At 32.9% G+C, this 24,359-nt stretch carries 17 protein-coding genes and 1 other annotated feature; of the genes, 2 read left to right on the top strand and 15 right to left on the bottom strand.

Going from position 1 to position 24,359, the window contains the following annotated elements:
* Nucleotides 1-140: 140 nt before the first annotated feature.
* The 4 genes from RAH41_RS03700 to RAH41_RS03685 all read right to left on the bottom strand — a co-directional run bounded on the left by RAH41_RS03700 (nucleotide 141) and on the right by RAH41_RS03685 (nucleotide 7,055).
* Nucleotides 141-1,112: a hypothetical protein gene (locus tag RAH41_RS03700; RefSeq protein WP_331220751.1), complete on the bottom strand. Its 972-nt coding sequence runs from the start codon at nucleotides 1,110-1,112 to the stop codon at nucleotides 141-143.
* Nucleotides 1,113-1,283: 171 nt separating this feature from the next.
* Nucleotides 1,284-2,999, bottom strand: a complete 1,716-nt coding sequence (locus RAH41_RS03695) for a sensor domain-containing diguanylate cyclase (protein ID WP_331220748.1) — start codon at nucleotides 2,997-2,999, stop codon at nucleotides 1,284-1,286.
* A gap of 24 nt (nucleotides 3,000-3,023) precedes the next feature.
* Entirely contained in the window at nucleotides 3,024-4,325 is a 1,302-nt protein-coding gene (locus tag RAH41_RS03690) for a folylpolyglutamate synthase/dihydrofolate synthase family protein (protein ID WP_331220746.1), read from the bottom strand.
* A gap of 87 nt (nucleotides 4,326-4,412) precedes the next feature.
* Complete coding sequence (locus tag RAH41_RS03685) at nucleotides 4,413-7,055, bottom strand: valine--tRNA ligase (RefSeq protein WP_331220744.1); 2,643 nt, start codon at nucleotides 7,053-7,055, stop codon at nucleotides 4,413-4,415.
* A 55-nt stretch (nucleotides 7,056-7,110) separates the two neighbouring features.
* Nucleotides 7,111-7,352: a binding site (T-box leader), on the bottom strand.
* A gap of 227 nt (nucleotides 7,353-7,579) precedes the next feature.
* On the opposite strand from RAH41_RS03685, the gene RAH41_RS03680 reads away from it, so the two are divergent.
* Nucleotides 7,580-8,344, top strand: coding sequence for a sporulation protein (locus RAH41_RS03680; RefSeq protein WP_331220741.1), 765 nt, complete (start codon nucleotides 7,580-7,582; stop codon nucleotides 8,342-8,344).
* 79 nt (nucleotides 8,345-8,423) lie between these two features.
* Here RAH41_RS03680 and ysxE read toward each other — a convergent pair whose 3' ends face one another.
* The 8 genes from ysxE to hemA form a co-directional block, all read right to left on the bottom strand.
* Nucleotides 8,424-9,455, bottom strand: a complete 1,032-nt coding sequence (gene ysxE, locus RAH41_RS03675; RefSeq protein WP_331220739.1) for a spore coat protein YsxE — start codon at nucleotides 9,453-9,455, stop codon at nucleotides 8,424-8,426.
* An 87-nt stretch (nucleotides 9,456-9,542) separates the two neighbouring features.
* Complete coding sequence (locus RAH41_RS03670; protein ID WP_331220737.1) at nucleotides 9,543-11,426, bottom strand: LysM peptidoglycan-binding domain-containing protein; 1,884 nt, start codon at nucleotides 11,424-11,426, stop codon at nucleotides 9,543-9,545.
* Nucleotides 11,427-11,831: 405 nt separating this feature from the next.
* Complete coding sequence (gene hemL, locus RAH41_RS03665) at nucleotides 11,832-13,118, bottom strand: glutamate-1-semialdehyde 2,1-aminomutase (protein ID WP_331220735.1); 1,287 nt, start codon at nucleotides 13,116-13,118, stop codon at nucleotides 11,832-11,834.
* 6 nt (nucleotides 13,119-13,124) lie between these two features.
* A complete protein-coding gene (gene hemB, locus RAH41_RS03660) occupies nucleotides 13,125-14,111 on the bottom strand; it encodes a porphobilinogen synthase (protein WP_097978417.1) in 987 nt (328 codons plus the stop codon).
* A gap of 31 nt (nucleotides 14,112-14,142) precedes the next feature.
* On the bottom strand, nucleotides 14,143-14,907 hold the full coding sequence (locus RAH41_RS03655; RefSeq protein WP_331220731.1) for a uroporphyrinogen-III synthase: 765 nt from the start codon (nucleotides 14,905-14,907) through the stop codon (nucleotides 14,143-14,145).
* Nucleotides 14,900-15,832 carry a hydroxymethylbilane synthase gene (gene hemC, locus RAH41_RS03650; protein WP_331220729.1) on the bottom strand — a complete coding sequence of 311 codons (933 nt, stop codon included), beginning with the start codon at nucleotides 15,830-15,832 and terminating at the stop codon, nucleotides 14,900-14,902. The genes RAH41_RS03655 and hemC overlap by 8 nt, the downstream gene beginning before the upstream one ends.
* A gap of 12 nt (nucleotides 15,833-15,844) precedes the next feature.
* Nucleotides 15,845-16,678 carry a cytochrome c biogenesis protein CcsA gene (gene ccsA / locus RAH41_RS03645; protein WP_331220727.1) on the bottom strand — a complete coding sequence of 278 codons (834 nt, stop codon included), beginning with the start codon at nucleotides 16,676-16,678 and terminating at the stop codon, nucleotides 15,845-15,847.
* 10 nt (nucleotides 16,679-16,688) lie between these two features.
* On the bottom strand, nucleotides 16,689-18,041 hold the full coding sequence (hemA, locus tag RAH41_RS03640; protein ID WP_331220725.1) for a glutamyl-tRNA reductase: 1,353 nt from the start codon (nucleotides 18,039-18,041) through the stop codon (nucleotides 16,689-16,691).
* 218 nt (nucleotides 18,042-18,259) lie between these two features.
* Between hemA and RAH41_RS03635 the strand changes: the two genes are divergently transcribed.
* Entirely contained in the window at nucleotides 18,260-18,742 is a 483-nt protein-coding gene (locus tag RAH41_RS03635) for a hypothetical protein (protein ID WP_331220722.1), read from the top strand.
* A gap of 318 nt (nucleotides 18,743-19,060) precedes the next feature.
* On the opposite strand, the gene yihA is transcribed toward RAH41_RS03635, so the two are convergent.
* The 3 genes from yihA to lonB all read right to left on the bottom strand — a co-directional run bounded on the left by yihA (nucleotide 19,061) and on the right by lonB (nucleotide 24,280).
* The gene (yihA, locus tag RAH41_RS03630; protein ID WP_069035199.1) at nucleotides 19,061-19,645 is read right to left on the bottom strand and encodes a ribosome biogenesis GTP-binding protein YihA/YsxC; all 585 of its coding nucleotides are present in this window, start codon (nucleotides 19,643-19,645) and stop codon (nucleotides 19,061-19,063) included.
* Entirely contained in the window at nucleotides 19,642-21,966 is a 2,325-nt protein-coding gene (lon, locus tag RAH41_RS03625; RefSeq protein ID WP_331220715.1) for an endopeptidase La, read from the bottom strand. Before lon ends, yihA begins: the two co-directional genes overlap by 4 nt.
* 613 nt (nucleotides 21,967-22,579) lie before the next feature.
* On the bottom strand, nucleotides 22,580-24,280 hold the full coding sequence (gene lonB / locus RAH41_RS03620) for an ATP-dependent protease LonB (RefSeq protein ID WP_331220713.1): 1,701 nt from the start codon (nucleotides 24,278-24,280) through the stop codon (nucleotides 22,580-22,582).
* Between the last annotated feature and the right edge of the window lie 79 nt (nucleotides 24,281-24,359).

Below are 24,359 nucleotides of genomic sequence, written 5' to 3'. Positions count from 1 at the left end.
CCCATAGGAGTCGAGCCCCCCTCCATTCCAATCAACTAATTCATCAAAAAATGATTATTTAATCATATAACTGTTCACTTATAGTGCATTTTCCTTTTTGATCTTTTTAAAATTCAACACATCAAATACACTAACAAAATTTAATTTGTTAGTGTATTTTTTTGTTCTTTTAATATTTTAAATAAGGATAACATGTCATATTGGACTGATTGGGTTACTTTATTTAGATTTTGTTTCTTATTTGAGGACAGAACTTTTTCGATGTTTTGTAAATGCTTAAGTCCATTTTGTAATTGCTTATTTTTAATATAATCTTTTTGCTTGCTCAGAATTAACATCGTTGAGCTTATTTGTTCAAGCTGCTTTTCATTATTAAAGTTTTGATTTGTTAAATATGATAACATAAAATTAAATGTTTCTACTTCAGCTTTATACATATCTACTGATTGCTTTGGGCCTTTGTATACTTGTCCGCCAATTGTTTCTTCTTTTAAATAAGTACTTTTTAATTTTTTCTTAACTTCATCTGCTAGAAATGTGCTATCTTTCCCGCTTAAAGCAATAACGACGAAATAATTGTTATTTTTTTCATAAATGACAGGGGTAAAACCATTTGTTGATACTTCTTTTTCATTTTTCTTCGCTGATTCCATACTTTTATACATTCCAACTTGTGCTAGATCAAACTTCACTGCTGGAATCTTCATTTGTACTTGATTCGATGCTGTACCAGAAACCGATACACTATTTTTAGTTGGGTTAAGTGCATCTGGCTTTGATTGTTTAAATATCCCTAAAAATACAAATCCAAAGCATAGTCCTATTAAACTTGCACCTATAATTGAAATAATAATACTTTTCGAAGGTGACTTTTTTGTAAAAAAAGAAATCTTCTTTTTCTCCTTCACCTTTTGCGCTGGCTTAATCTTTTTCTTCTTTTTAACATCATCTAAAACGATTACTTTTTTCCCTAACCCATCAGGGGTCGGTAAAACCCATCCAAATTCCCCATTCTTCTCCTCTACCTGCGGATCTTTGGAAGTCACGTCACCTTCTTTAAACGCTTTTTCCTCGCCATTAATTTTAATTGATATCTTTGAGGACTTGTCCATATGAATCCTCCTACTACTTTATTTTTAAACGTAAAAAAATACTAACATATAATTCCAGAAAAACACGCCGACATTTGTCGAGGGCTAACAGGTATCGTGCAACAAAAAATTACAAAAACTTGCCCATTTTTTAACTACATAAATAAATAACCACCGTAGGATTCCCGGTGGTTATTTGCTATACAATGCCACTTTATTTCTTCCGGAATTTTTTGCTTTTGAATACATGGCTCTGTCTGCACATCTAATTAAGTCTGACGGTTCTCTCGCCACAAATGGTGCAATTGCTGCACCTATACTTGCTGTTACTGTTAATTTAATCTGTTCATCTTCGTTCGTCATATAATTTGTAATGTAAAATGGAATAATTTCAAGTGATTTTCTAATTTCTTCTGCTATATCATATGTTTCTCTTTCACTATGATTTACAAGCAGTACTGAAAATTCTTCTCCACCAAAACGAGCAACTAAACCACTTTGATTCACTACCATTTTAATCCGTCTTGCAACTTCAAATAATACTTCATTACCTGCTTGATGACCGTATTCGTCATTCACTCTTTTAAAATAATCTAAATCAATAAGAAGTAATGAAATTGACTTTATCTTGAAGGTTTTCAACCGTTCAAATTCATCTTTAATTTTGGATTCGAGATATTCAAGATTATATAATCCGGTTAAAGAATCAGTTTCACTTCTGATTTTTGTTTGTAAGTAAAACCTTGCATTCTCAATCGCAATTGCGAGGTATAAAGCAAGTATTTCGATTAGAACTACTTGGTACTTTTTAAAAGCATTTTTTTGTTCTGATGCAATTGTGAGTACACCAACTACTTTTTGATTTTTTATAACTGGGATGGATAATAAACTTTCTGCTTCTAAAAATTTCATATGATCATTTGTGTACCATTGTGATCGTCTGTTAAAACTATATCTTCTTTTTTCAAAAAATACTTTTTCAGATATCGAGCCTTCAAGCGTATCAAAGTAAGGACAAGTATATAGTTTTTCATCACATGTATATTGAAAATATCTTTTTAATTTAAGCGATTGATCTTCAACTATAAATAAAATTCCATAAGAAACTGGAATTAAAGTAGTTAATTGTTCAAAAAACTCATCGATTACTTCCTCTTCTTCCATTCTTTGAGACAGTTTTTGGCTTATTTTCATCGTTTTCTGTAAATATTTGTTCATATTTAAAGCAGAGGATAAAGAGTTTAAAATAATCATTAAGATAATATAGTATATCGTTATGTAAATGATCGTAATATATCCTTTTGTCTCTAACATTAAATAAAGACTTATTCCGATTGGATACATTAATAGATAGATAAACAAATCCCACTTAAATTCCCTATTAATCAATTTCATTTTTCTTTTATACAAGTAAATCGTAATAAAATAAATACCGATTTGATTTATCCAAAAAGAGGCAAGTGTGTAAATGAGGATTGGTATTAAGCTGTCCAATATTTCTTTAGTCCCAATAGGTTCAATCTTTCCCCCAACTAAATAATAAAGTAGCGCACTACCAATGGAACATAGTGCAAACATTAACGAATTAAGCGGCATTCGGTAGAGAGTTTTTTTTGTAATACTCAATCTTATATACAGAATCGAATAGGCTAATTGACTTATTAAAAGTTCTGCAACTAAACCATACGATAAAAAAACCAATATTGATATTCCGAAAATAAAAGAAAAAGTAGCATCATTAATTTTAATCGGCATATTCGCTACAATTAGAAATAACGCGATTATAATGAAAAAATTTGAACGATCTATATGTACAAGAGGGCAAACCATATTAGCATAATAAAATATGATAGGCATTAGAACAATCCATGTAATCCAAATCAACCTATTACTATGCTTACTAATCAAGACTATGGGCCCTCCTTTACAATTCTAATCGAATTTTTTTAGCAAATATTTTCTTACTACTGAGATAAAATATAAAGAACCGGTTATTAACAGGATCTCATTTTCCTGTAAATCCTTTAAATTCTTATCGATTGCAATAGATAAATCACTTTCATATTTTATATTAAGTTTATTAGCATTCGAAATTAATTCGTCTTTATTCATCGCTCTAGGAAAATCAAAAGTTGTCATTACAATTTTATTTGTTATTTCTCGTAATTCATTTAACATCTCTAGGGCATTTTTATCTTTCAAGGCAGAAAACAGAATCTTTATTTGCTTATCAAGAAAACGATTATTCATCGTCTCCACTAAACTTTTAATTCCTTCAACATTATGTGCGCCATCAATATAAATGACAGGATTAGAAACTATTAGTTCTAATCTACCTGCTTTTTGAGCTAGTTTTAATCCTCTTTTGATATTCTCTTCATTAAACTTCATTCCATATTTATATTGTAATAATTGAACAACACAGATTGCGCAGGAAGCATTCCTTATTTGATGGTGCCCAAGCATTGATAACTCAATATTTTCAATTAACCTGTCATTGTCTTTGTAATTAAACTTTTCATAATGTGGATCTTTCAAAGGAGAAGCAAAAAAATTCTTACCATATTCAAAATAATCAGCTTCATTTTTGATTGCGGCATTTTGAATAATAGTTAAAGCTTCTCCTTTCATTTCTGCTGTAACAATTGGAATTCCCTTTTTAATAATTCCTGCCTTATGCTTAGTGATTTCTTCAATTGTTTCCCCAAGAATTTGTTGATGATCATGGCCAATACTCGTAATAATACTAATTAGAGGTGTCATTACATTTGTGCAATCCTCTAACCCACCTAAACCAGCTTCTACTAAAAATATATCATGTTCTTTCATTTTTCCGAAAAAGTAAAAAGCCATTGTTGTAATAATTTCAAATTCAGTTGGAGCACCACAAGGTAACTGTTCAACTTCTTCAACCACTGGAATCATACAGTTTACTAGTTGAATAAATTCTTGTTCACTAATCATTTCACCGCCGAACATAATTTGTTCACGATAATCTAATATATATGGTGATGTAAAAGTTCCTACACTATACCCTGCATCTAATAAAATGCTTTGAAGAAAAGCAATTGTAGAACCTTTTCCATTCGTTCCTGCGACATGAATTGCTTTGACACTTAACTGAGGATTTCCTAGTCTAACTAGCATTTCTTCCATTCTTTGTAGTCCAGGTACAATGCCAAATTTTGTTCTGTTGTACATCCATTTCAGTGCTTCCTTATATGTATTAACCATCTTAACCCTACCTTTATAGTAAAAAACGACGAATCATTAACTCAATTCGTCGTTTTTATTTTACTAACTTTTTAAAATCGGTACTACTTATTTACTTAGTTCTGCAATTCGAGCTCTTACAGATTCTTGTTTTTCAAGATAATCTTTTTCTTTACGACGCTCTTCTTCAATAACTGCTGCAGGCGCTTTCGCTACAAATCCTTGGTTACTTAGTTTCTTTTGAACTCGTTCAACTTCACTAGTCCATTTTTCTAATTCTTTTTCTAAACGTTTTTTCTCTTCTTCAAGATTAATTAAACCTTCTAGAGGAAGATAAAGCTCAGCCCCACTAATTACTGCTGACATTGATTTTTCTGGAGCAGTTAGGTTCGTAGAAATTGTTAATTCTTCTGGATTACAGAAGCGCTCAATATATGAACGATTTTCTTCTAATGCAGCTGCAATCGTTTCATCCTTTGCAGAAATCATTAATTGAACTTTTTTGCTCATTGGCGTGTTTACTTCTGCACGAATATTACGAACTGAACGAATTAACTCAACTAATATTTTCATCGTTTCAGAAGCTTCTTTATTTGTTAATTCCTCTCTAACTGTTGGCCAAGCAGAAACTGTAATAGACTCCCCTTGGTGTGGTAGAGATTGCCAAATTTCTTCAGTAACGAAAGGCATAAATGGATGTAAAAGCTTCATTGTACTTTCTAATACATGAGCGAGAACTGAACGAGTCATATTTTTTGCATCTTCATTGTCACCGTATAAAGGAATCTTTGCCATTTCAATATACCAGTCACAAACATCGTCCCAAATGAAGTTATAAAGTACACGTCCAACTTCACCAAATTCATAACGATCGATTAAAGCTGTTACACTTTCAATTGTTTCATTTAAACGAGTTAAAATCCATTCGTCAGCAACAGATTTTTCTTTCGTTAAATCGATATTTTCATATGTGAAACCTTCCATATTCATTAAAGCAAAACGAGAAGCATTCCAAATTTTGTTTACAAAGTTCCAAGTAGCTTCAACTTTCTCAATACTAAAACGTAAATCTTGGCCTGGTGAACTTCCTGTTGTTAAGAAGTAACGTAATGAATCTGCTCCATATTTCTCAATAACATCCATTGGGTCAACACCATTACCAAGCGATTTACTCATCTTACGTCCTTGCTCATCACGTACTAAGCCATGAATTAAAACATCATTAAATGGACGTTTACCAGTAAATTCAATCCCTTGGAAAATCATTCGTGATACCCAGAAGAAAATAATATCATAACCAGTTACTAATACATTTGTTGGGAAGTAAGCTTGGAAATCCTTACTTTCTTCATTTGGCCAACCTAAAGTTGAGAATGGCCATAATGCTGAGCTGAACCAAGTATCTAAAACGTCGTTATCTTGATTCCAATTTTCAATATCAGCTGGTGGCTCTTGATTTACATAGATCTCACCAGTTTCTTTATGGTACCAAGCCGGAATACGATGTCCCCACCATAATTGGCGTGAAATACACCAGTCACGGATATTTTCCATCCAACGTAGATACGTTTTTTCAAAACGATCCGGTACAAATTTTACGCTATCATCTGAATTTTGTAATGCTACTGCAGCATCAGCTAGTGGTTGCATTTTAACAAACCATTGAGTTGACAAATATGGCTCAACAACCGCTCCGCTACGTTCACTATGACCTACAGAATGCAAATGTTCTTCGATTTCAACAAGAACACCCATCTCTTGTAAATCTTTAACGATTTGTTTACGACATTCAAAGCGATCCATACCATTGTACTTTCCTGCTTTTTCATTCATCGTACCATCTTCATTCATTACAAGAATGCGAGGTAAGTCATGACGGTTTCCAACTTCAAAATCATTAGGGTCATGGGCAGGTGTAATTTTTACAACTCCAGTACCAAATTCCATATCAACATAATCGTCAGCGATAATTGGAATTTCACGATTAACGATAGGAAGTGTAACTGTTTTACCAACCATTGATTTATATCTCTCGTCTTCTGGATGAACCGCAATAGCAGTATCCCCAAGCATTGTTTCAGGACGAGTAGTTGCAATTTGAATTTTTCCAGTTCCGTCTGTTAATGGATATTGCATATGGTAGAATGCACCTTGAACATCCTTATAAATAACTTCGATATCTGATAAAGCAGTTTTTGTTGCTGGATCCCAGTTGATGATATATTCACCACGATAGATTAATCCCTTGTTGTATAGCTTAACGAATACTTCTTTAACTGCATCAGATAGACCCTCATCTAATGTGAATCGTTCACGAGAGTAATCTAAACCTAAACCGATTTTTTCCCATTGAGAACGAATGTGAGAAGCATATTCTTCTTTCCACTCCCAAGCTTTTTCTAGGAATTTTTCACGTCCTAAATCATATCTTGATAAGCCTTCTTCTCGTAATTTGGCTTCTACTTTTGCTTGTGTAGCAATACCAGCATGGTCCATACCCGGTAAATAAAGTACATCATAACCTTGCATTCGTTTCGTACGAGTTAAGATATCTTGTAATGTTGTATCCCAAGCATGACCTAGGTGTAATTTTCCAGTTACGTTTGGTGGAGGAATTACGATTGTATATTTCGGCTTTTCTGATTCCACTTGTGCTTCAAAGAATTTCCCATCTAACCAAAATTGGTAACGATCTTTTTCAACTAAATTCGGATCATATTTTGTTGGTAATGATTTTTTTGTAGTTTCCATTCGGATTCATCTCCTCTAATAATTATTGAAAAATAAAAAAACTCCACTCATCCTTGAAAAGGACGAATGGAGTTGAATTCGCGGTACCACCTTTTTTTGTCAGAAAAAAACTTTTGTTTTATCTGACACACTTAAAAAGATAACGGATCATCCGGTAACTTCTAATCACCAAAAGCTTTGCTTTCGAAGTCACTGCTCAAGGGCGACATTCCAACTCTATTTTCTAGAAACCTCCCACCAAATGGTTTCCTCTCTGAAGAACTAGTTCGTTGTACTCTTCCCTATCATTGCATTTCATTATGAATATATGTAATAGTCTACAAAATTTACTTAAGCTTAGTCAACATTATTTCTAATTTCTTTCTAGATTATTCAATATGTGTCAATATCGTACCACATTTTTTAATACATAAAAAAAATACGACAAATAATTGTAATGATTATTTAACATTCTGGTATACTAGTACTTATTTAATTATGCGATAATTATATAGTATGTAGATATAATTTTTAGGGGGATATACATGGGTTTATTTAAAAATACATTAGCTCGTGTTCTCGGAATTGGTGGAACGAGAATTGATACAAAGCTTGAAAAAACAGAATATCAAGCTGGAGAACGAGTAAAGGGTGAATTATATATAAAAGGTGGTCGAGTTAAACAAGAACTAGATTCCGTCTTTTTACATGTTATGACTGAATTTCAAGTTGAATCAAATGATAAGATTATTAATAAGAATGGTACTTTACAAAAATTTATCGTATCAGTTGATCGTATAATAAATGCAAATGAAGAAGTTGTTATTCCTTTCTTTTTCACCTTATCTGAAAATACACCAGTATCACTTCACAAATCCCATATTTGGATTAAAACTCATTTAGAAATAGAAAAAGCTGTTGACCAATATGATGCTGATGGCGTTCAAGTAGTTCCTTCAGTAGGATTAAAAACGGTCATTCAGGCACTTCAAGAAGAAGGATTTGTATTAAGAGATAGTTTAAACAAAAAGAAATATGGAAAAATTATTCAAGAATTTGAATTTTACCCAATGAATGGTGAATTCCGTGGGAAATTAGAAGAGGTTGAAGTTAATTATTTAAGCTTTGACAAAACAGTCGACTTAATCCTTCAACTTAATCAAAAACAAAAAGAGACATCTAGTAAGTTTTCTAAGTTATTTGGAACTGAAGAAGATAATGTTCGAATCTCTTTTTCAAAGGATCATATTACGGACAAGGATTTTGTACGTAAAAGTGTAGTAAATGCTATAAAACGTCATGTAAAATAAAATATTAAAAACATCTATCCATGTTGCTAAAATTAATGCAGTGATACATTTTTAGGATAGATGTTTTTATTTTCTCTCTTCACAAACCTTCTATAGATTTCTCTGCTTCAATATCCTCTTGTATTTTAGAGACAAAATATTCAATATTAATCATATGCCAGTATGCATTTAATAAATCTCTTACATTGTCTTTTTCATTATTAACCCCGGATCGCTTTAAATATTTAGAAATTTTGGAAGAAAACTGAGTTGGATATGCCATATAGCTTAAAAATAACATTCTTTCCTCTTCTCTTAATGAAAAATTCTTCTCATACATTTTAAGCCAATTATTACGATCAGATTGCTGAATAGGATATGTTTTAAAAGAATTCTTATAATAGTTCGTTAAATCTTGAATTGGTGTAGTTTCCTGTGCATTTTCTAGATTAATAAAGACACCTTCACCTCTTTTATTTACAAGAAAGTGAGAAATAGATAAATTTCCATGGTTCATGACAACTCTAGTATTTTCGGTTTCCTTCATTTTTTTAAACCATTCATCTAATTGTCCTTTAGCAAATTGATGTGCACTTAATATTTTATGAAAATACGTACAATAGCTTAGTTCATAAGGTGACATATACCAATTATCTTCTGCAACTTCAATGAAATTTTCCAATACTTCTTTATCTTTACTCCACCTTTTAGTTAATGTATCATAATGGATTTGTAATTGATCTTTATCTACCTTTTTCTCTTTTTGTGTACTATTGTGCATCTTACCTAGTGAAGTAAACATTCGTTGAAAATGTAAATTCTCATCTGACTTTTCATCAACACCTTCAATCCACGGCATTAAATAGTAATGCTTCGTATTAAACTCAACAATATAATCTCCACTCTGGGTATGATAGATTGGTACAACATTTCGAAAACCTTTATCTTGTAAAGAACGTACATTTTCAATCAAATTATTTCTATAAACTCGATTCACATTTGCCTCTTTTAATGCGAATACACCTTGATTCGTATAGATTTTAACTACCTTGCCAACAGTTTCAAAATAATTTGGTACTATATGATACTGTGCTAAAATGACGCTTATATCATCTTTAGGTTTTCTATACAAGATGCGTCACTCTCACTTTCCTAAATGCGTAAAAGCCTTGTATTAGTAGACAAGTGTCTTAACTAATACAAAGCTCTCACCATATTGTTATTGTTTTATAGCAGCTACAGGTATATAAATGATTTGCCCTTCCGAAAGAAACTCATCATTCAAGTTATTAACTCGATTCAACTGCTGAGTTTGTAGATTATATTTTTTAGCTACAGATTCAATTGTATCTCCATTTTGAGCTAAATATAATTTTAATTTAGTATAAGAATCTTCTCTTCCTTCGCCAGAAAACAAACTTGAAAGTAGATTGTCACTTTTAACACTTCTGACTTCGCTTACTTCTTCTTTTTCTTCTTTTTTACCAATTGGATCAGCTTTTATTTCTACTTTTGGTAATTCAGGCGGTGCTTCTTGCTGCTCCACTTGCGCTTGATAATAATCAGCATAATATGGTGGTGTTTGACGTACATCATTTGGATTCTCAAAAGTATTTTCTTGATTTACTTGAGGTAATGGATTTTGATAGAATTGTTGCTGATTTTGATTATATGCAAATGGTGCTTGCTGAAATTGTTGATTAACATATGGTTGATAGTTTTGCTCTAAAGTTCGATTATATAGCTCTTCATATTTTTCTATTTCTTTTTGTGCGTTGCTTTCGTTACTAGCATTTTGCAAAGTACTAAAATCATTATCTAAGAAGCTAGGTCTACTATTTAATGAATTGTTTAAATAACTGTGTACATTAAAATCATTATTCAAGAAACTAGGTCGCTCATTATACGTATTATTAACATCGTTAGATACCTGTGCATCATTTTCACTTTGACTATCTTCTGCATCATTATTATTCATTAAGAAACTTGGGGTTGTATCCATGGCTTGTGGTTCCATGGCTTGTGGTTCCATGGCTTGTGGTTCCATTGCTTTGGGCTCTATTGCTTCAGCTGATATATTAAAGCCTCTAAATACTTCTTCATATTCTTCTTGAGCTTCTGATTGTTCTTCTAACTGTTCTACTTGTTCTTCTAACTGTTCCTCAAACTGTTCTGATTGTTCTTCAAACTGTTCTTCAAACTGTTCCTCAAACTGTTCTGACTGTTCAAACTGCTCTGCCTGGACCATCATTTCAACATTAGATTGTTCTGCTACTTGTTCTTCTTCATAAATTTGTTCATCGCTTTCTTCTAGCTCATAATAATGTTCTACTTCATTTTCAACTGCTTCGACTCGATCTTCAACTACTTCTTCAGGCTGAAAAACCTCTAAGTAAGTAGGTTGCCCAGGATATGTGTCTTGTTCTTCTTCCTCATCATTCTCTTCAAGGGATTGAATCCAATCACTGCCGTAAAGATTATTTTGTTCACTTGTTTCCTGTTCCGAGGTTGGCTGATGAAAGAACTGGAATTGTTCTTCTTGCTCTCTTTCTTCCTGATACTCATAACCTGCATTTTCTTCATTACTTGAGCGATATTCATTTTCGTATGCGTAGCTATTATATTGCTCATACCCTCTTTGTTCTTGATAAGTTTCTACAGCTCTATTATGGTCATGTAATCCAGAAATACATAAATCAGCAGCAATTTGAATACTACCTTTTTCAGCTAATTGATAATCAAATGTCTCTACTGAAACACAAAGATTTTCAAGATCAGTAATCCTAGTTAATGGAATTGAAATATCTACAGGGAACTGATGATTCAAATCACAACTTCCATCTTCAAGAACGATTACATTTTCGATCATTCTTGAAGGTGCTAATTCCCTTAATGAGTAATAATCACCTTGATTTGATAAATCAGGTGTGTAATTACCTTCTAAGGTTAAGACACCCTTAACTTGAACATATTCCTCAAATTGCTGTATAGTAATGTCTGGATTTAACGAGAGTGACCTTACCTCTTTAACTTCCTGTCCTTTTTGGAACCAGACAGTTTCTTTCAGTGAAAAGCGAATATTTGTTTGATTTTCTGAAGACACCTTAATGTCCTCCTCTCATCGTCCAATTTGGTCTATGACAATACATTTTTATGAAAGAAACGAAAAATTTATGAAGAAAAGATTGTTATTTTATATTAAGAAAGGTTTAATGATCGCTGGGTAAAAGAAAAACAGTGATAAGGGAATAGGAAAAGGAAAAATAAAGAGTGGTATTTAGGAAGCACTGGACGAATAGTATTAAAAAAACTAATAATATAATTGGGCAAATATTAATTGAAATCAATTAGCAGATTTTACTACTTTTCTTTAGTATATCTCAACTATTTACATAGATCCATTTGCAACTTGAACCTCTCTATGTTTCTATAAAGTGTTCTAATGAAGCTTTACTAAATCTATTTGCTAAAAAAAAATAGTGCCCTAAAAATAGGACACCACCTTAAATTAAACTAATTGCGAAAATGCGTATTCAGCAGCTGCAATCGTTTTTTGAATATCTTCGTCTGTATGTGAAGTTGATAAGAATAAACCTTCAAATTGTGATGGCGGTAAGAAGACACCTTGTTCAGCCATTAGTTGATAGTATTGAGCAAACATTTCTAAATTAGAAGTTTTTGCTGTTTCGTAATTTTCAACTTTTTCGTTTGTGAAGAAGAATCCAACCATTGAACCTGCACGATTAATACAATGAGGAATATTGTATTTTTCAGCTGCTGCTTTATAACCAGCTTCTAGCAAATCAGCTTTACGATTAAATTCTACATAATCTTCTTTAGATAGTTGACTTAATGTTTCGTAACCAGCCGTCATCGCTAAAGGATTTCCTGAAAGAGTTCCAGCTTGATAAATTGGACCACTTGGAGCAATTTGATTCATGATTTCAGCTTTACCACCATATGCACCTACTGGTAAACCTCCACCGATTACTTTTCCTAAGCAAGTGATATCAGGTGTTACACCAAAATGACCTTGAGCACAATTATATCCAACACGGAAGCCAGTCATAACTTCATCAAAAATCAATAATGTACCATATTGAGTCGTAATTTCTCTTAAGCCTTCTAAGAAACCTTCAACTGGCGGAACAACACCCATATTACCTGCAACCGGCTCAACAATAACCGCTGCTAAGTCATCTCCAAATTGTTCAAAAGCATATCTTATACTTTCTAAATCATTATAAGGAACAGTGATTGTATTTGATGCAACACCTTCAGGTACACCAGGGCTATCTGGTAATCCAAGCGTAGCTACACCAGAACCTGCTTTAATTAATAAGGAATCACCATGTCCGTGGTAGCATCCTTCAAATTTTAAGATTTTGTTTCGACCAGTAAATCCGCGAGCAAGACGTAAAGCGCTCATTGTCGCTTCTGTTCCTGAGTTAACCATTCGAACAACTTCAATCGAAGGTACTCTTTCGATAACAAGTTTAGCTAATTCTGTTTCTTTTAATGTTGGTGCCCCAAAACTAGTTCCAGTTTCTGCTGTACGCTTTAAGCCTTCAACTACACGCTCATTTGAGTGACCTAAAATAAGAGGTCCCCATGATAATACATAATCAATATACTCATTGCCGTCTATATCATATATTTTAGAACCTTTTCCATGACTCATAAAAATTGGTGACATATTAACACTTTTAAATGCACGTACCGGACTATTTACTCCACCAGGAAGTACTTGTTTTGCCTCTTCAAAAGCTTCAATTGACTTGTTATATGATCTCATTTATTATTACTTCCCTTCTGATAACCATCTGCAAGCATCTTTAGCATGATAAGTCATAATCATATCTGCACCAGCACGTTTCATACTAATTAATTTTTCCATTACTACTTTTTCTTCTTCAATCCAACCATTTAATGCAGCAGCTTTAACCATTGCATATTCTCCACTAACATTATAAGCAACGATTGGTTGGTGATAGTTATTTCTGATATCACGAATGATATCTAAATATGAAAGAGCTGGTTTAATGATTAAGAAATCTGCACCTTCAACTGTATCTGATTCTGCTTCACGGAACGCTTCTAAACGATTTGCAGGGTCCATTTGATATGCCTTACGATCACCTTGTCCGGGAGCACTTTGAGCTGCCTCACGGAATGGTCCATAAAATGCTGAAGCATATTTTACTGCATATGACATAATTGGAATATTATCAAATCCAGCTTCATCTAAAGCATGGCGAATTGTTGCTACGAATCCATCCATCATATTTGAAGGAGCAATAATATCTGCGCCAGCCTGTGCTTGGCTTACTGCTGTTTTAGCTAATAGTATTAACGATTCATCATTATTAACATACCCATCTTCTAAAACTCCACAATGTCCATGATCTGTATACTCACATAAACAGGTATCTGCTATAACAATCATTTCAGGATATTGTTCTTTCGTTTGTGAAATCGCACGTTGAACGATTCCAGTTGCACAGTACGCCTCAGACCCTACTGCGTCTTTTACATCAGGAATACCAAAGAATATGACAGATTTTATACCTAATGATACAATTTCATCCATTTCTTTTTTTAATTCATCTAACGAAAACTGAAATACACCTGGCATTGAACTGATAGGATTTTTTACTCCTTGTCCTTCAACAACAAAAAGAGGATAAATAAAATCTTCTTTATGTAAATGAGTTTCTCTAACCATAGAGCGTAATGCTTGAGTACTTCTTAAACGGCGGTGACGATCAAACGGAATAGAATAAGTCATTTTTTTCTCCTTCTTTTTAAAGACAATTTGATTAATCAATATCATCTACTATTTTTTTAATTAAAGCCTCTGTTGTAAATTTACTAGGAACTATAATATTATTCAAACCTTTTTCTCTAGCTTTTTGTGCGGTTACTTCACCAATACAAGCAATTTGAATGTTTTTTAAATCTTCCATTCTTATTGTATTTCCAATTAAAAAGCAAAACTGTTCTACACTAAATGGATTCAAAAATGTAATCACATCCAGTTTTTTATTGAGTAATAAATTTAACAGTTCATTTTTAATACCTAGATTTGCAATGGTCTCATAAACAGTTAATAAATTAACTATATGACCATTTTCTCCAAGTATTTTTGGTACGTTATCACTCGCTAAAGAGCCACGTAAAAATAAAAATTTTGTTCCTTTTTCTACTATGTAACTTAACTCAGAAGCAAATGTTTTACCAGTAAATTGACTTGGAAGGAAAGCTACTTCAAATCCTTCTTCAACTAATCGGTTCTTTGTTTTTTCTCCGACAGCACCAATTTTTTTTTGAAAAATTTTTTGTTTAAGATCCTTTGTAATACTTTGCACAAAGTAATTTACTGAATTAACACTTGTAAATAAAATCCATTCTGTATCAAGAACTAATTTTTCCAATTCAGTAATTGAAATATCACTTTTAACTATTTTTTGAAGTGGAAGATTAATAGGACATCCACCAAACTGATGAATTAATTGATTGAATTCATCAGCTTGTTGCACTGCCCTTGTCACTAATATTTTCATTCCATTTAAGGAATTATTCATCCGCAGCCTCTTTTACAGAATCTATAATATCCTTTGCTCCACGTTCAATTAATAGATTTGCAGCTTTTTCTCCAATCTCAGTTGGATCAGTACCTTTAACCGTTTCTTTTAAGATGATTGTTCCATCTGGTTTAGCTACTAATGCAGTTAATGTGATTTCTTCTTTGTCATCCATCGTTGCAAATCCAGCAATCGGAACTTGGCAACCGCCTTCCATTTTATGAAGAAATACACGTTCAGCTTCTACAGTTGTATATGTTAATTCATCATTCAGTCTATTTAGTAATTCACGGATTTCTGTATCATTTTCACGACATTCGATAGCAAGTGAACCTTGACCTACTGCTGGTACGCAGATTGTTTCGTCAATGTATTCAGTTATACTTTCTTCAGCCCAACCCATTCTTGTTAAACCAGCTGCTGCAAGAATTATCGCATCGTATTCATTATCCTTAAGCTTTTGAATACGTGTATCGATATTTCCACGAATCCATTTGATTTGTAGATCTGGACGAACAGCTTTAATTTGCGCACTTCTTCTTAAACTACTTGTACCGACAATTGATCCTTCTTCAAGTTCCATTAATCCTTTTCCACTATTTGAAAGTAGGGCATCTCTAGGATCAACGCGTTTTGGAGTACATCCAATCATTAATCCTTCAGGTAAAATAGCTGGCATATCCTTCATACTATGTACAGCTAAATCAATTTCATTCGTTAACATTGCATGTTCAATTTCTTTAACGAATAAACCTTTTCCACCAACCTTTGAAAGGGTTACATCAAGTATTACATCACCTTTTGTAACGATTTCCTTTAACTCAAACTCATAATCGGGTGCTACTTCTTTTAGTTTTTCTACAAACCATTTCGTTTGTGTTAATGCTAGTTTACTTCTTCTTGTACCAACTATAATTTTACGCATTGTTACATCTCCTTACGTACTCCATAAATGAAACTTTGAATATAGATTTGAAACAACATAATTTCCGAACAAAACTAAGAAGCAACAGATGTTAAATATGCAAAGAGATTTGCCATAGAAACGGTTGCTTACCTTTAAATACATAAATGTACTATACATGATTAAAACGAAAAATGAGCCTATTACTTTCATATCATACCAAACAAATGTGTGTAATCGAATACTGGCCCAAATAACACCTAAAATAAGGGAAGTTAGCATTAATGGAACTCCAAATAAGTTAAATGTAATAAACATTTTTTCCAACTTACCTAAACTCCCCAATTTCTTTAAATGTGTAGACCATTTCTTCTTTTTTAATAAAACATATTGAAAAATGTACATAACCGAAAAAATAAAAGACAGGGTAAATGCACCATATGCTAAGAAAGCAAGTCCAATATGGATATATAGTAACTCCGATTTTAATTGATCGACTAATGTAGCTGTTTTACCCGCCTTCGGAATTAAAATTGATAATGAAAATACTAAAAATGAAACAACATTTGTAAAGAAAACTAAGTACTCAAGTTTTACTACCCAATTAATAAACAATGATAGGGATATGATAATCCATACATAAATATATAGCCCTTCCCTGGAAGTAATAAAGGAATATAAACTGTATTGACTAATGGTGTAAATAATTAAAATAGAAGAAAACACCCAAACAATTGCTAGCAAATAAAATGCTACCCGACTTGCCATCCTATTTGTATCTACAAAATCTATAAAAGAAAAAACGATACTCCATGCAAACAATAAGATCAATAAGTGATAGATAAAACTACTTTCCAAAAGCGCCACTAACTAAACCTCATAAAAAACCTAAGTTTTGTTTTAAAGAAATAGTCTCTTTTTCTTGAGTAGTTTGCATGCGTTTTTCATCTTTAGATTCTTCTAATATTTCATCTAGACTAAATATTTCTTTAAAAAGGGCAATTTGTGCTTCTGAGTGTTTAGATGTACCCATTTCTTTTGCTTTCATAATTGGATCTCGTAAAAGTTGATTTACGATACTTTTTGTGTGCTTTTGAATAATTTTTAAATCTCTTTCTGATAAATGAGGAAGTTTTCTCTCTAGACTACTCATTGTATCTGCTTGAATATCTAACGCCTTTTCACGTAATGCAGAGATCACTGGAACAACCCCTAGCATTGATAACCAAGACTGAAAAATATCAATTTCTTCAGTTATTGCCTTCTTAATTTTTACTGCCTCACGTTCACGTTCTGCTAAATTCTCTGCAACAATCCCTTGAAGATCATCAATATCATATAAGAATGCACTATCAATATGATGAATTGATGGCTCTATATCTCTTGGGACAGCAATATCAACTAAGAATAGTGGGTTACCTTTTCTTGATTTTTCAATTCGACGAATCATTTTTTCCGTAATCACGTACTCTTTTGACCCAGTTGAACTAATCACGATATCTGCTTCTTTTAAAGCATTTTCAAGTGATTCTAACCCTTTTCCGATTCCATTGAATTGGTCTGCAAGTTTAACAGCATTTTCTACAGTTCGGTTAATAACTGTAACTTTTCCTACTCCTTGAGAATACAAGTTTTGTAATGCTAAGTTACTCATTTTTCCTGCTCCAACAATCAGTACATTGCAGCCTTTTAAATTGCTAAAAATCTTTTTTGAGAGCTCTACAGCAGCATAACTTACAGATACAGCATTTTCACCGATTCCAGTTTCTGAGTGAACTTTTTTTGCAAATGTAATTGCTTGCTTAAATAATTGATTAAAGATCGTACCAATAACATGAATCTCTTGAGCAAGTAAATAACTATCTTTTACTTGTCCAAGAATCTGAGTCTCACCAATTACCATTGAATCTAGACCACTTGCTACAGTGAATAAATGGTTGATTGCATCATTTCCAGTTTTAATGATTAAATATGGTGATAATTCCTCGTCTTTTAAGTCAAAACGTTGTAATAAAAAGCGTTTCATATAATATTGACCAGTATGAACTTGATCAACAACTGCATAAATCTCCGTACGATTACAAGTAGAAACAATAATGTTTTCTAAAATGCTTTTTTCTTTTTTTAATGAGTTCATTGCGTCCTGTAGTTCATTTGGAGCAAACGCTACCCTTTCTCGCACTTCAACTGGGGCAGTTTTATAATTAATCCCTATTGTAATGATGTGCATGCCCTAAAGCCCCCCTAAAAAACTTAGTACAAACTTGTGTTTTATATCTATCTTTGCTTAGCAAAATATCATATCTATGTTCTACATCAATATGCTATCATAAATGTAATATTTTGTAGAATTTTTAATCCGATTTATACTATTAAATGTACACAAATTTTATTATACAATAATTTTAAAATAAAAGTGATTACAAATAATGTTAAACAGGAGTTGCTATGAAAAAAAATCGATTATTTATTGGAATCCTATTAATTGGCTTTGGTATTTATTATCTTATTTCAAAATGGCAAGTCCCAGCTTTACATACTGTCACATTTTGGACGACTCCGATCATGATAACTGGGATTGCACTTCTCGTTCAAGCCCTTAAAGGAAGAGAAACTCATTATGTATTCCCGGGAATTGTCGTTCTTGGATTTGGAATTCATTTTTATGCCATCGAACATTTTCAAAATTGGCCAAACCATTGGTCCGTTCTAACACTCATCATTTCAATCGGAATGTTACTACAATCACAAAAAGGAAAAGGTGAGCTATTACCTGGTATACTATTATTTATTATGTCTTTATTTTTCCTTTTTAATGAAAAGCTTGCAACAATGCTTAGTTCACTCCAATCACAAGTCTCTTATTTCCAGAACTATTGGCCAATATTGATTGCTGTTATCGGTTTATATCTTATTTTTTCTAAGAAATAAACATACTTTTTATACATAACTAGTGTTTTAAAAGGAGAAATATCTTTGTATACTTCCTTGTACGATTGAAAAAATTTGTATCATTTAATTATGTTTCATTTAATTCTATTATCTATTCTAATTGTTTCTTTTGATCCATTAGCTATACATATTCGATATAGACTACGGATATTTCTTACCAAAAACTGTTGCAGGAAAATGCTTAATATTCTTTGGCCGGTATTATAGGCTTACTAATATAAAAAATTGATGATTCCTTTTAGAGTGAAGAGACCTGCACATAAAAAATGCTGGTGGCATTTTAGCCACCAGCATTTTTTATTTACACATACGATCAATTACTGACCATGCTTTTTCTTTACCCATACCAGTTTCAGATGAGAATAAAATTAATTCATCCCCTTCTTCAATCTGTAACTTTTCACGAACTACTTTTGCATGTTTATCCCATTTTCCTTTAGGGATTTTATCTGCTTTTGTAGCTACTATAATAACTGGGATTTGGTAATGCTTTAAGAAATCATACATCATTACATCATCTTCTGTTGGAGAATGACGTAAATCAACTAATAAAATAACAGCTCTTAATTGCTCACGAGTTGTAATATATGTTTCGATCATTTTCCCCCATGCTTCTCGTTCCTTTTTAGAAACTTTAGCATAGCCATAACCTGGTACGTCAACGTAGAAAAGCTGTTCATTAATTAAAAAGAAATTTAATGTTTGCGTTTTTCCAGGTTTTGATGATGTTCGGGCTAATGCTTTACGATTTAACATTTTATTAATAAATGAAGATTTCCCAACATTTGAACGACCTGCCAAAGCGATTTCAGGAAATTGTGTATCTGGATATTGATTTGGTCGGACTGCACTAATGACAATATCCGCTGTTGTTACTTTCATTTTTTCACTCCTACTATTGCATGCGCAAGTACTTCATCTAAATGGGAAACAGGTATAACAGTTAAACCTTCTTTCACCATTGGTGGTACATCTTCTAAATCTTTTTCGTTTTCTTTTGGTATGATAACAGTCGTTAAACCTGCACGATGCGCACTAAGCATTTTTTCTTTTAATCCACCAATTGGTAAGACGCGACCACGTAATGTGATTTCACCAGTCATTCCAACCTCTTTACGGATTGGTTTATTTGTTAATGCTGAAATCAATGCTGTTGCCATCGTTATACCTGCTGAAGGGCCATCTTTTGGAACCGCACCTTCTGGAACATGAATATGAATATCATATTTCTCATGGAAATTTTGGTCAATATTTAGCTCTTCTGCTTTTGAGCGTATATAGCTAAATGCAGCCTGTGCTGACTCCTTCATTACATCCCCTAGCTTACCAGTTAAGGTTAGCTTACCCTTTCCAGGATAGAGTGATACTTCAATAGAAAGTGTGTCTCCACCAAATGCAGTATACGCTAAACCTGTAGCTACACCTATTTGGTCTTCACTTTCCATTTGACCATAAGAGAATGTTTTCTTACCTAAAAATTCTTCAATATTTTTATCGGTAAATATTATTTTTTGTCGTTCGTTTGAAACAATCAACTTAGCAGCTTTTCTACATAGTGTTGCTAGAACTCGCTCTAATGATCTTACTCCTGCTTCACGTGTATAATGACGAATAATTGCTGAGAGTGCACTCTCACGAATTTGTACAGTAGATTTATTTAAGCCATGCTCTGCTAATTTTTTAGGAAATAAATGTTTTTTAGCTATATTAACTTTTTCAAGTTCAGTATATCCAGATAAAGTAATAATCTCCATTCGATCACGTAATGGACCTGGAATAGTTGATAAATCATTTGCTGTTGCTACAAATAAAACTTGAGATAAATCAAATGGCTCTTCGATGTAATGATCACTAAAAGTATGATTTTGTTCAGGGTCCAAAACTTCTAACATTGCTGATGCTGGATCCCCTCTAAAATCGCTCGACATTTTATCAATTTCATCAAGTAAGAATACAGGGTTATTTGTACCTGCTTTCTTCATACCTTGGATAATTCGACCTGGCATAGCTCCGATGTATGTTCTTCTATGTCCTCTTATTTCTGATTCATCTCTTACTCCACCTAAAGAAACGCGTACAAAGTTTCTAGACAAAGCGTTTGCGATTGATTTCGCTAAAGATGTTTTACCAACTCCAGGAGGACCAGCTAAACATAAAATTGGACCACGTAATGAATTCGTAAGTTGTTGAACAGCTAGATATTCTAATATTCTCTCTTTTACTTTTTCGAGACCTTCATGTTCATTATTCAATATCTTTTCGGAACGATGTATATCTAGTGTGTCTTCTGTTTGCTTAGACCATGGTAGTGCTACCATCCAATCTAAATATGTACGAACTACACCTGCTTCTGCGGCATTAGGAGGTAGTTTCTCATATCGAGCTAACTCTTTTAGTACTACTTCCTTTGTTTCTTCAGGCATATTCGCCTCTTCGATTTTTGTTAAAAACTTATCAACTTCTTCAGTTTTACCTTCACGATCACCTAGTTCGCGTTGAATTACCTTTAATTGCTCTCTTAAGAAATATTCTTTTTGTGTTTTATCAATATTTTTCTTAACTTGTAGGCCAATCTTTTCCTCAAGCTTTAGTAATTCTTTTTCATCTTGAAGGAAATTTAAGATAATATGTATTCGTTCAGTAACATCAATTGTTGCTAATATTTTTTGTTTTTCTTCTTCCCTTAATGGAATTGAATCGATCATTGCATCTGCAAGTTTACCTGGGCGGTCTTGCTTAACAATCGAAGCTATTGTCTCTGGCAAAATTCGCTTTGATAATTTACTGTATTGTTTAAAATGCTGCAATAAAGTTCTCATTAAAGCACGAAGCTCTTTCGATTCATCTTCTACATCTGGATATTCTTCTACCTTTGCAGTTAAGAAATCATTTTGATCAATTATTGAATTGATTTTTCCTCTGTGTAATCCTTCGACAGTTATACGAACAGTGCCATTTGGAAGTGTAATTTTTTGTGTTAATTTAGCTAAAGTTCCAAATTGGTACAATTCGTCTATCTTAGGATTTTCAGTATCTGCATCTATTTGAGTAACAACAAAAATTAAATGATCTAACTCATCAGCTTCTTGTATAGCTTTTATCGATTTCGTTCTTCCTACATCTAGATGTGCAATAGTGGCAGGAAATACACTAATTCCTCTTAAAGGTAGGAGGGGTACAACTTTTTCTTTTGTAACATTCATTACGTTACACCTCCATGTTTTTCATTCTATTTAGTTATTTTACCTTAACATATATATCATTTACAATGATATGCATTAAAAGAAATAAAGTAACAACATAATCAATCAACAATTGCCTAGAACATTATATATATAATATGTTCATGCTGTTGAAAAAGAATTTGTCAATTAAATTGTTAGATTGATCATTGATAAATTGTTTGAAATTGTTTTCCACTACAAGGTGCTCGCTTTCCATGGGGCGAGATTCTTTAGCCTCCTCGGATTGCCTGTGGGGTCTTTAGCCTTCCCACATATCCCATAAGAGTCGATCTCTTTTGTTCCAATCAAGTTCTTTATAAAAAATATATTCTTAAAAACCAATAGACTAGGCAATTAAACGAATTGATCACCTTTAGTAATCAAATTGCAAGTTATGAAATAGAATAAGTTTTCGCGATAATCTTGATATGAACTTGAGATACGAAGTAAGACTCGTAATAAGATTAAATCATATAGAATGTTTTTCTACAAAATAAAAAGTGTTCAATCACTTCTTTTGATAAATAGAATGCAATAATAGTTTGTATTCTTTATTTATTCAAAATGAAGTGATTCGAACACTTATTTTTATCTACATGGATTGCGATTGATTCTCTTCAAACAATGTTAATTGCTGGAAATCAGTTTTTGTTGTTTGAGTTGGTAGTTCAAATTTCCAATTATCTTTAAAGACTTCATGGAGTACTTTTTCTATGCGATCTACAGCTAATATTTCTACATCCTTATATTGATGCAATGTAGCTTGATCGTTCTCTTTCGGTACAATAATTTTTGTTGCTCCTGCTTTAACCGCTGCCTTTACTTTTTCTGGAACACCGCCAACTGGTTTTACATCACCTTGAATGCTCATTTCACCAGTCAAAGCGATCGTATTTAATACTGGAACATTATTAACAGCTGAAAAAATACCAACTACCATTGCAATCCCTGCAGATGGGCCGTCAATTAATGCGCCACTTGGAAAATTAATGTGAATCGTAAAGTCATCGATTGGTACACCAATTTTTCGTAAGATTGTCGTAACATTTTCTAAAGAGCCTTTTGCCATACTTTTTCTTCGAATGGATTTAGCTTGATTACCTAGGCTTTCTTCCTCAACAATTCCAGTTATTGTAATTGAACCTTTGCCGATTTCTTTTGCCTTCATTGCACTGACTTCAATCGGTAGTAACGCACCAATATTTGCTCCATAAACAGCCAAACCGTTCACTAATCCTACTGTTGGAGTTTCTGGAATTTTATTAACAAGTCTTGGTGATAAACGGCTTACAGAAACTACCCACCCAATATCATCTTCTATTAATTCTTTTCGTCCAGAAGTTAAAACCATTCCGCCAGCTAACTGAATCAAGTTAATCGCTTCACGACCATTTTTCGCATATGTACCTACCAACTCTAAGGCTTTTTCTGAGAGGCTTAATTCAATTTTTTCAGCAGATCGTTTAGCTACTGCTTGAATTTCATCCTGTTCTAATTCTCTAAAAAATATTTCTAAACAACGTGAACGAATTGCCGGGGGGATATCTTCTGGTGATCTTGTTGTTGCACCTACTAATCTGAAATCTGCTGGTAAACCGTGTTTAAAAATTTCATGAATATGTGCTGGTATAGAAGGATTTTCTTCTTGGTAATAAGCACTTTCAAATTTTACTTTACGGTCCTCAAGTACCTTCAACATTTTATTCATTTGAATAGGATGAAGCTCGCCAATTTCATCAATAAATAAAATTCCTCCATGCGCGTCTGTTACTGCTCCTTTTTTAGGTTGAGGCACACCTGCTTGCCCCATTGCACCTGCACCTTGATAGATTGGATCGTGAACTGAACCGATTAAAGGATCCGCAATTCCTCTTTCATCAAACCTGGCAGTTGTAGCGTCTAATTCTATAAATACTGCGTCTTGTTTAAAAGGTGTATTAGGGCTCTTTTTCGCTTCTTCTAATACGAGTCTAGCCGCTGCCGTTTTCCCAACACCAGGCGGTCCGTAAATGATTACATGTTGAGGATTTGCACTGCAAAGTGATGCTTTTAATGCTTTGATTCCATCCTCTTGGCCAACTATATCATCAAAAGTGGTTGGTCTAACTCTCTCGGCTAACGGAACAGTTAAAGAGATTGACTTTAATTTACGTAACTGCTCCATTTCTTTTTTAGATTCCCTGTCAATCGAAACTTTAGTTGTTCGTTGACCCTTTAATAAATGAATAAAATACAATGCAACGATTGTACCTAATGCTAATTGAGCTAATAATATAATAGTTGTTAAACTCATTCTTTACCCCTCCACTGAAGTAGAAATTAATTTTAGTATCGCCCTCGAAATGGAAGGATAAACCAAATTTTAAAAATTA

The organism is Gottfriedia acidiceleris, from assembly GCF_036421055.1.
GTDB classification, from domain to species: domain Bacteria; phylum Bacillota; class Bacilli; order Bacillales; family Bacillaceae_G; genus Gottfriedia; species Gottfriedia acidiceleris_C.
The sequence above is the reverse complement of the archived record's forward strand: the minus strand, read 5'-3'. Positions and strand labels throughout refer to the sequence as shown.